Raw genomic sequence first — 8,532 nt, 5'->3', positions numbered from 1 at the left:
CCAGAGCGCGAATCCCGCCGCGGTCAGCAGCGGTCCGGCGCGCAGCGCGGCACGGCGCGAGTGGGCGTCCGCCCACGCCCCGGACGGAGCCTCGGCGAGGACGCCGCTGACCGCCCACAGTGCGAAGAGGGAGGAGACCTGCCCCACGGAGAGCCCGGCGTCGGCGAAGAGCAGCGCGTACACCGGGTACAGGACGACGCAGTCGCCCAGGAAGGAGTAGCCGTACAACGCCGCCGTCAGGCGACGGCGGTCACGCGCGGCCTCGGAAGGTCAATGTCGTCGGCGCTTCATACCGTCGAGGGTAGCCCGGAACCGCCGGAGAAGCGCCGGAGAAGGGGGGAAAGGACGAGCACCGATTTGGTCCGCTCGACGAACGGCTCCCCCGCGATCCGTTCCAGCACCTGTTCGAAGTGGCGCATGTCCGCGGCGAACACCTGGACCACGGCGTCCGCCTCCCCCGTGACGGTGGAGGCGGACACGACCTCGGGATAGCGCTCCAGGCCGCGCCGGATGGTCTCCGGCGAGGTGTTGCCGCGGCAGTAGACCTCGACCAGGCCCTCGGTGGACCAGCCGAGCGCGGCCGGGTCCACGCGGACCGTGAACCCGGTGATCACTCCGGTCGCCCGCAGCCGGTCCACCCGTCGCTTCACGGCGGGCGCGGACAGGCCGACCATCTGGCCGATGTCGGCGTAGGACCGGCGCGCGTCCTCGGCGAGGGCGCGCACGATGCGTTCGTCGAGCTGGTTCAGCAAGGCGGGTGGATCACTTCCGTACGAGGGCTGTACGGGCAGTAGAACAGATCAGTTCCAGCTGGCGTGCAGCGGCTTGCCCTCGGCGTAGCCCGCCGCGCTCTGGACGCCGACCACGGCCCTGTCGGCGAACTCCGCCAGGTCGCCCGCGCCCGCGTAGGTGCAGGAGGAGCGGACGCCCGCGACGACCGAGTCGAGGAGGTCCTCCACGCCCGGCCGCGCCGGGTCGAGGAACATCCGCGAGGTGGAGATGCCCTCCTCGAACAGGCCCTTGCGGGCGCGGTCGTAGGCGGACTCCTCGGAGGTGCGGTTGGCCACCGCGCGGGCCGAGGCCATGCCGAAGGACTCCTTGTAGAGCCGCCCGTCGGGGGCCTGCTGGAGGTCGCCGGGGGACTCGTAGGTGCCGGCGAACCAGGAGCCGACCATCACGTTGGACGCGCCGGCCGCGAGGGCCATCGCCACGTCGCGCGGGTGGCGGACGCCGCCGTCGGCCCAGACGTGCTTGCCGTGCCTGCGCGCCTCGGCGGCGCACTCCAGGACGGCGGAGAACTGCGGGCGGCCCACGCCGGTCATCATCCGGGTGGTGCACATGGCGCCCGGGCCGACGCCCACCTTCACGATGTCGGCGCCCGCCTCGATCAGGTCGCGCACGCCCTGCGCGGAGACGACGTTGCCGGCGACGACCGGCACCTTCGGGTCGAGGGCCCGGACGGTGCGGACGGCGCCGATCATCGACTCCTGGTGGCCGTGCGCGGTGTCGATGACGAGGGTGTCGACCCCGGCCTCGAGCAGCTGCGCGGCCTTCCCCGCGACGTCGCCGTTGATGCCGACGGCGGCGGCCACGCGGAGCCGGCCCTGCCCGTCGACGGCGGGGGTGTACAGGGTGGCGCGCAGCGCGCCCTTGCGGGTGAGGATGCCGGCCAGGCGGCCCTCGGCGTCGACCGCGGGGGCGTAGCGGCGGTTGGCGGAGTCGAGGGTGTTGAACGCCTCGCGGGGGTCGATGTCGGCGTCCAGCAGCAGCAGGTCACGGGACATGACCTGGGCCAGCTGGGTGAACCGGTCGACGCCGGAGAGGTCGCGGTCGGTGACCACGCCGACCGGCTTGTACTCGGCGTCGACGACCACGCCGGCGTTGTGCGCCCGCTTGGGCAGCAGGGCGAGCGCGTCGGCGACGGTCTGGTGCGGGGAGAGCACGATAGGCGTGTCGAGCACGAGGTGGCGGCTCTTGACCCAGCCGACGACCTCGGTGACGACCTCGATCGGGATGTCCTGGGGGATGACCACCAGGCCGCCGCGGCGGGCGACGGTCTCCGCCATGCGGCGGCCGGCGACGGCGGTCATGTTGGCGACGACCAGCGGAACCGTGGTGCCGGTGCCGTCCGGCGAGGAGAGGTCGACGGCCTGACGGGAGCCGACGGAGGAGCGGCTCGGAACCATGAAGACGTCGTCGTAGGTGAGGTCGTACGTCGGCTGGACGTCGTTGAGGAATCGCACGTGCACATCCCGAAAACACAAGATACGGCCCTGCGGCGTGGACCGCCGAGGGAAAAAGGCACGTACTTCAGGTTCCCCCGGCGGGGGCCGGGGGAACCAGAGGCGGATCATCCGGAACCCGTCCCTCAGCCTTGTACCTTCCTACCAGGAGTGGGTGCGGGCCGGCACGGGTCGAGGAGCGGGAAGTGCTCCCTGGCGTGCCAGCCGAGCTGGATGCGGGTGTTGACGCCCGCGGTGTCCATCATCTGCCGGATCCGTCGCTGCACCGTCCGCCGCCCGACGCCCAGGCGCAGGGCGACCGTCGTGTCGGTGTAGCCGTCGAGCAGCATGCGCAGGATCTGCGAGTCCAGGCCTCCGGCGTGGCCCCCGTGTGCTTCCATCCGCTTTCTCCTCTCCCACACCGCGTACGCCCTGGGGCCCGTCCCGCCGCCGGCTGCGGCGGGACGGGCCCCAGGGGCGTCGCATCAGCTCAGGTCGGGGCGTTCGGTGACCTTCAGCGCGTTGACGAGCGTCTTGCCCTCACCGGCGACGAAGCGCAGGTTCAGCTGGCCGTCGGTCACCGTGACCTGGAAGGTCTTGGTGAGCGCGGTCCGCTGGCCGGTCTCCAGGGCGATGTCGACGTTGTCCACGACGGTCCTGCCCTCGGCCATGATGTCGAAGACGCGCTTGCCGGGCGCCTTGCCGCCGATCTCCGCGAGGTCCACCTCGATCTCGTAGACGCCGTCCACGACGTCGTCGAAGCGGTACTCCAGCGCGCCCTCGCGGGCGGTGGCGAAGCGGGCGTCGTCCTCGGTGCCCGCGATGCCGCCGGAGATCCGGCTGACGGTGGACCTGCCGACCCAGCCGTAGGAGCCGTCCCTGTACTCACGGTCCGCGATCCAGGAGGCCCCGTCGGAGTCCGTGCCCGGGGCGGTGGCGGCCCCGGCGTCGAGCGCCCTGCTGTAGCCCGGCACCACCAGGGTGACCGGGACGGTGACCTCGGGGGCCCGGCCGGAGAGCGAGTGGACGGTGACCTCGGTCGTGTAGACCTGGCCGGCGGTCAGTCCCTCCGTGGAGACGGCGAGGCCGACCTCGGCCCGGGCGCCCTCGGCGAGGGTGCCGGCGGCGCCGTCCAGGGTCAGCCAGTCCGCGTTCTCGGTGACCGTGAAGTCCGTCGCCGAGCCGTCGTTGCCGAGCGTGAGGCTCCGCTCGCGGCCCTCGCCCAGCGGGACGACGACGTCGAGCTTCCCGACGGAGGCGCTGACGTCGCCGGTGGTGAGGGCGGCGCTGACCTCGACCAGTTCGCCGGAGCCGACCTCGACGGTCTTCGCGAAGGCGCCGTAGGCGGGAGCCTGGACGACGACCTCGGTCCGCCCCTCGGGAACCCGCAGGGTGTATCCGCCGGTGGCACCGGTGACCGCGGTGACCCCGCCGGCCTCGACCGTGGCGCCGTCGACGGGCAGGCCGTCGTTGGCGTCGGTGACCACGCCCTGGATCCGGGCGCTGGTGTCGCGGAAGGTGATGCTCAGCCCGTCCTTGAGCACCGCCTGGTTGTACGCGTACTGGAGGGCGACGGTGCCGTTGGCGTTCTCGATGCCGACGGTGGCGCTGCTGCCCTGGAGGCGGGCGTTGCCCTCCGGGACGTCCTTGTACCGGTAGGTGATGTCGCCGCTCTCGCTGAGCTCCACCGAGAAGGAGAAGTAGGTGGTGGTGCCGCGCGGGGCGACGTCGCGCCATTCCACCAGGAACTTGCGGTTCGGGGCCTCGCCGTAGGACTTGGTGTGGACCGAGCCCGCGGCGGTGACCGCCAGGTCGTCCCAGAACGGGTAGAGGGCCGCGTTCGGGGCGGCGGCGGCCGGGAGGGCGACGTTGGAGTAGGCGGTGGAGCTGCCGCCGAACGTCAGCACGCCGTTGGTGTTGAGGTGACCGGAGGCGTACCGGGTGCCGTACAGCGGGAAGGAGAACGGCAGGGTCACCGCCGCCGCGGCGTCGTCGCCGGTGAGGGCCACCGGGGTGTCGCCGGCGACCCAGTCGGCGGAGCCCGTGGAGCAGGCCATGCCGAAGGAGTCCTTCCGGGCGGGCAGGGTGATGTCGAGCGTCAGGTCGTCGCCGACGGTGATCTCCTCGGTCGCCCTGGACAGGCAGAGGGAGGAGGAGACGGCTTCGACGGTGTAGTCGCCGTCGGGGATGACGGCGGAGTACGTGCCGTCCTCCTCCGTGGTGGCGGAGACCGGGGTGCCCTGGAAGGAGACGGTGGCGCCGGCGACCGGGCCCTCGGCGGAGGAGACGGTGCCCGAGACGGTGGAGGACGGGGCCTGGTCCATCTCGATCGCGGCGGAGGCGGCGGCCCCCTCGGTGACGGTGACCTGGGCGGTGCCGTTCAGGTAGCCGTACTTCGAGGCGGTCAGCGTGTACTCGCCGACCGACAGGACGGGCAGCTCGTAGCCGCCGTCCGCGCCGGAGGTGACGGAGCGGTCGATGGGTCCGTCCACGACGATCCGCGCGCCGGCCACCGGCTCGCCGCCGGAGGTCACGGTGCCGGACAGGGAGCCCACCGCGCCGCGCGGCGCGTTCTCGACCGCGGCGAGCGCGTCGAGCTTGCCCTCGCCGAACACGTTGTTGCGTTCGGCGGTGCCGCCGCACTGCAGGTTCTCGGTGTCGACGGCCGTCTGGTCGAGCAGGGCCTCGGTGGCCTCGACGTCACCGAGCATCTGGGGCGAGGCCGACCAGATCAGGGCGACGGCGCCCGCGGTGTGCGGGGAGGCCATGGAGGTGCCGTTGAAGCTGCTGTAACCGCCCGGGACGGAGGAGCGGACGTTGACGCCGGGCGCGGCGATGTTCGGCTTGACCGTGCCGGCCTCACCGGGGCCGCGGGACGAGAACGTGGCGATGGTGCCGTTCACGTCGAAGGCGCCGGTGGAGTAGCTGGAGATGTAGGTGCCCGGCGAGCCCGAGGTGTTGCAGGAGGATCCGGAGTTGCCGTTGGAGAACGCGGGGAAGATGCCCGCGGCGCGCCATGCGTCGACGATCTCCTGGTACCAGTTGTCGAAGCCGCTGCCGCCCCAGGAGTTGTTCACCACGTCGGGCGCCAGGTCCGGCCGCGGGTTGTCGCCGGCGCGGTCGGTCGGGGCGACGATCCACTCGCCGGAGGCCAGCAGGGAGGCGTCGGAGCAGGAGTTGGTCTCGCAGCCCTTGGCGGCTATCCAGGTGGCGCCGGGGGCCACGCCGATCTGGTTGGCGCCTCCGTCGTCGCCGACCATGGTGCCCATGGTGTGGGTGCCGTGGCCGTTGTTGTCGCACGGGTTGCCGCCGGCGCAGACCGCGGCCGGGTCGAACCAGTTGTAGTCGTGGCTGAAGGTCCCGTCGCCGTTGTTCCCGCGGTAGGCGCCGGCCACGGCCGCGTGGGTGTGGTCGACGCCGCTGTCGACGTTGGCGACGACGACGCCCTCGCCGCGGACCCCGAGGCCCGCCCAGACGTCGGGGGCGTTGACGGCGTCGATGTTCCACTCGACGCCGGAGACGGTGTTCTGCCGCTCGCCCTTCATGGGCTCGTCGAGCTTGATCTCCCGGTCGGCCCGGATCGACTCGACCTCGGGCAGTTCCGCGATCTTCTTCGCCACCGCCTCGGTGGCGGTCACCTGGACCGTGTTGATGATCCAGAAGGAGCGGGCCTCCGCGCCGTTCTCCTTGGCGATCGAGAGGACGTCGGCCTGGCTCTCCTTCGCGGTCTCCTTCTTGGAGCGCAGCACCTCGGCGCCGCGGGCGGACTTGCCGGTGAGCCTGTTGGCCCTGGTCAGGTCCGCGTCCTGCCCGAGGTTCACCCAGAAGGTGGTCTTCCCCCCGTCCTCGAACTCCTCGAGGACCTTCTTCTCCGCCTTGGCCGGCAGGCTCTCGTCGGCGGCCGCCGCCGGCGCGGCGGCGGCGAGGGCGCCGAGGGGCAGCAGTGCCATGGACGTCAGGGCCACGAGAGCGGCTCTGAACGGTCTCCGGTTCGGTCTCAACAGGTCTCCATCCCACGTGCGGCGGGGATCTCCCGCCCCGACTTGCTGCAGTCGTGCTGAGTGACGGAACGCCGGAGCCGGGCAGTCTTGGGCCCGGCAACCGGGCCATTCTTCGATCATGTGCATGACCGCACAAGAACGGAATGCGCCTTCCGTGCGGTGCTGGCCCAAAGTCGCCAACCCGCCGCCGGGGGAATGGATCCGCTGCGGCCGGGGTAGCGGCGGCCACCCCGGAGAACGCGGACGGCCCGCGCCGGAGCGCGGGCCGTCGGAACACCGACCGGGTTCTCCGGACGGGAGGGGAGGACGTCACATGCCGTCCGGGTCCGCCCGGTTGAGGGCGGGGGTGGGCGCCGGGCCCGCGGTCAGCAGGTAGTCGGCGACCGAGGTGTCGGTCACCAGGCTGGTCACCAGGCCGGACCGGAGCACCGCGTCGATGGCGGCGCCCTTGCGGGCGCCTCCCGCGATGGCGACCACCTCGGGGATCCGGCGCAGCTGCTCCGCCTTCACCGTGATGCACCGTTCGCCCAGGTCCCGGCCGACCCGCCGGCCCTGTGCGTCGAAGAGGTGCGCCGACATCTCCGCCGCGACGCCCAGCGAGGCGTAGTGCTCCCGCTCCTCGTCGCTGAGCATGTCGTGCACCGTGGACACGCCCGGGTCCCACGAACCGATCGAGACACAGGCGACGGTGACCTTGTCGAAGTACTCGAAGGCCCGGGCGATTCCGGTCTGGTTGCGCAGCGCGGCCGCGGTGGCGGCGTCGGGCAGCAGCATCGGCGCGTAGATGGGGTGGGCGTCGCCGCCCGACACCTGGGCGGCGCGCCGCACCGCCTCCACCGAGCCGCGCTCGGCGGTCCCGGCGTCGTAGACGCCGGTCAGCTGGACCACCGTGCACTGCGGCAGCTTGTTGAGCGCCACCGCCATGTGGATGGTGGACCGGCCCCAGGCCAGCCCCAGGACGTCCCCCTCGTCGACCAGCTCACCGAGGAGGTCCGCGGCGACCTCGCCGAGGTTCTCCGGGTCCGGGGAGTCCTGGGCCTCGGCGGGGGACTCGACCACGACGGCGTGCCGCAGGCCGTACCGGGCACGGAGCGCGTCGGAGCGCTCGGCGTCCAGTTCGGCCGGGACACGGATCTCGATCCGCACGAGGTCCCTCTCGAGGGCGGTCTCCAGGACCCGCGCCACCTTGAAGCGGCTCACGCCGAACTCCTCGGCGATCTGGATCTTGGATTTCCCCTCGAGGTAGAAGCGGCGGGCCATGGCCGCCGCCTGCACCAGCTCAGCGGGTCCCATCCGCATGGCTGACCGGCCCGCCGACATACCCGACACGGCGCTCTCCTCACTGCTGTTCACATCTTGGACCTGCCGTCCATCCTTGCAGATGTGGCAGGACGGGTCCGCCCCTACGGGCGTCGTTCACGTTCTGTTGGCCTGGCTCCCGCCCGGGGCGCGCCGGCCTTCGCTCAGTGGGCGCACGCCCAGGACGCGGAGGCGGTGGCCGATTCCGCCTTCGCCCGCAGCGCGCGGACCGCCTCGGCCGGGTCCTCGGCGCCGTACACCGCGGAGCCCGCCACGAACACGTCCGCGCCCGCCTCGGCGCAGCGCTCGATGGTGGACGCCGAGACACCGCCGTCGATCTGCAGCCACAGCTCGAGGCCGTGCTTGGAGATCAGCTCACGGGTGCGGCGGATCTTCGGCAGCATGATGTCGAGGAACGCCTGTCCGCCGAAGCCCGGCTCGACCGTCATGATCAGCAGCATGTCGAGCTCCGGGAGCAGGTCCTCGTAGGGCTCGATCGGCGTGGCCGGGCGCAGTGCCATGGAGGCGCGGGCACCCTTGGCACGGATCTCCCGCGCCAGCCGGACCGGCGCGGCGGCGGCCTCCACGTGGAAGGTGACGGACCCGGCCCCGGCCTCCACGTACTGCGGGGCCCAGCGGTCCGGCTGCTCGATCATCAGATGACAGTCCAGCGGAGTGTCGGTCGCCCGCGCCAGGGACTCGACCACCGGCACGCCGAGGGTCAGGTTGGGCACGAAGTGGTTGTCCATCACGTCGACGTGGAGCCAGTCGGCTCCCGCGACCGCCTCCGCCTCGTCGGCGAGACGCGCGAAGTCGGCGGAGAGGATGCTCGGGTTGATCTGCACGGCCATGCCCACAGCCTGCCATGGCGCAGACCGTTCGGGGGCATCCGGGTACCTCCTGATTTCCGCCCGGGCACCCGGGCGGGGCGCGGTCCGGGCCGCGCCCCGCGCGCGGTCGTCACGCGAGGCGGCGCACGAGTGCCAGATACATGGCGTCGGTGCCGTGCA

At 72.3% G+C, this 8,532-nt stretch carries 6 protein-coding genes and 1 pseudogene; all 7 read right to left on the bottom strand.

Annotated features, from left to right (window positions below; all coding sequences use genetic code 11):
* A pseudogene (locus HW445_RS11180) lies at positions 1–228 on the bottom strand (MFS transporter); the annotation flags it as partial.
* Between the two features lie 59 nt (positions 229–287).
* Positions 288–752, bottom strand: a complete 465-nt coding sequence (locus HW445_RS11175) for an Lrp/AsnC family transcriptional regulator (RefSeq protein WP_180220869.1) — start codon at positions 750–752, stop codon at positions 288–290.
* A 48-nt stretch (positions 753–800) separates the two neighbouring features.
* On the bottom strand, positions 801–2,243 hold the full coding sequence (locus tag HW445_RS11170; RefSeq protein ID WP_180220868.1) for a GuaB1 family IMP dehydrogenase-related protein: 1,443 nt from the start codon (positions 2,241–2,243) through the stop codon (positions 801–803).
* A 125-nt stretch (positions 2,244–2,368) separates the two neighbouring features.
* Positions 2,369–2,623 (bottom strand): helix-turn-helix transcriptional regulator, encoded by a 255-nt coding sequence (locus HW445_RS11165; RefSeq protein ID WP_257230998.1) that lies wholly within the window; start codon positions 2,621–2,623, stop codon positions 2,369–2,371.
* A gap of 84 nt (positions 2,624–2,707) precedes the next feature.
* On the bottom strand, positions 2,708–6,172 hold the full coding sequence (locus tag HW445_RS11160; RefSeq protein WP_218956843.1) for a S8 family serine peptidase: 3,465 nt from the start codon (positions 6,170–6,172) through the stop codon (positions 2,708–2,710).
* Positions 6,173–6,532: 360 nt separating this feature from the next.
* Positions 6,533–7,576, bottom strand: coding sequence for a sugar-binding transcriptional regulator (locus tag HW445_RS11155; RefSeq protein WP_180220867.1), 1,044 nt, complete (start codon positions 7,574–7,576; stop codon positions 6,533–6,535).
* Positions 7,577–7,686: 110 nt separating this feature from the next.
* Positions 7,687–8,373 carry a ribulose-phosphate 3-epimerase gene (rpe, locus tag HW445_RS11150; protein WP_180220866.1) on the bottom strand — a complete coding sequence of 229 codons (687 nt, stop codon included), beginning with the start codon at positions 8,371–8,373 and terminating at the stop codon, positions 7,687–7,689.
* Between the last annotated feature and the right edge of the window lie 159 nt (positions 8,374–8,532).

This window comes from Streptomyces sp. UH6 (assembly GCF_013421635.1).
Classification (GTDB): Bacteria; Actinomycetota; Actinomycetes; order Streptomycetales; family Streptomycetaceae; genus Streptomyces; species Streptomyces abyssomicinicus.
This window is presented reverse-complemented; position numbering and strand designations above follow the sequence as displayed.

Coding starts and splice junctions, on each gene's coding strand:
- HW445_RS11165 (WP_257230998.1), bottom strand. CDS start 2,623: ATGGAAGCACACGGGGGCCACGCCGGAGGCCTGGACTCGCAGATCCTG.
- HW445_RS11160 (WP_218956843.1), bottom strand. CDS start 6,172: ATGGCACTGCTGCCCCTCGGCGCCCTCGCCGCCGCCGCGCCGGCGGCG.
- rpe (WP_180220866.1), bottom strand. CDS start 8,373: ATGGCCGTGCAGATCAACCCGAGCATCCTCTCCGCCGACTTCGCGCGT.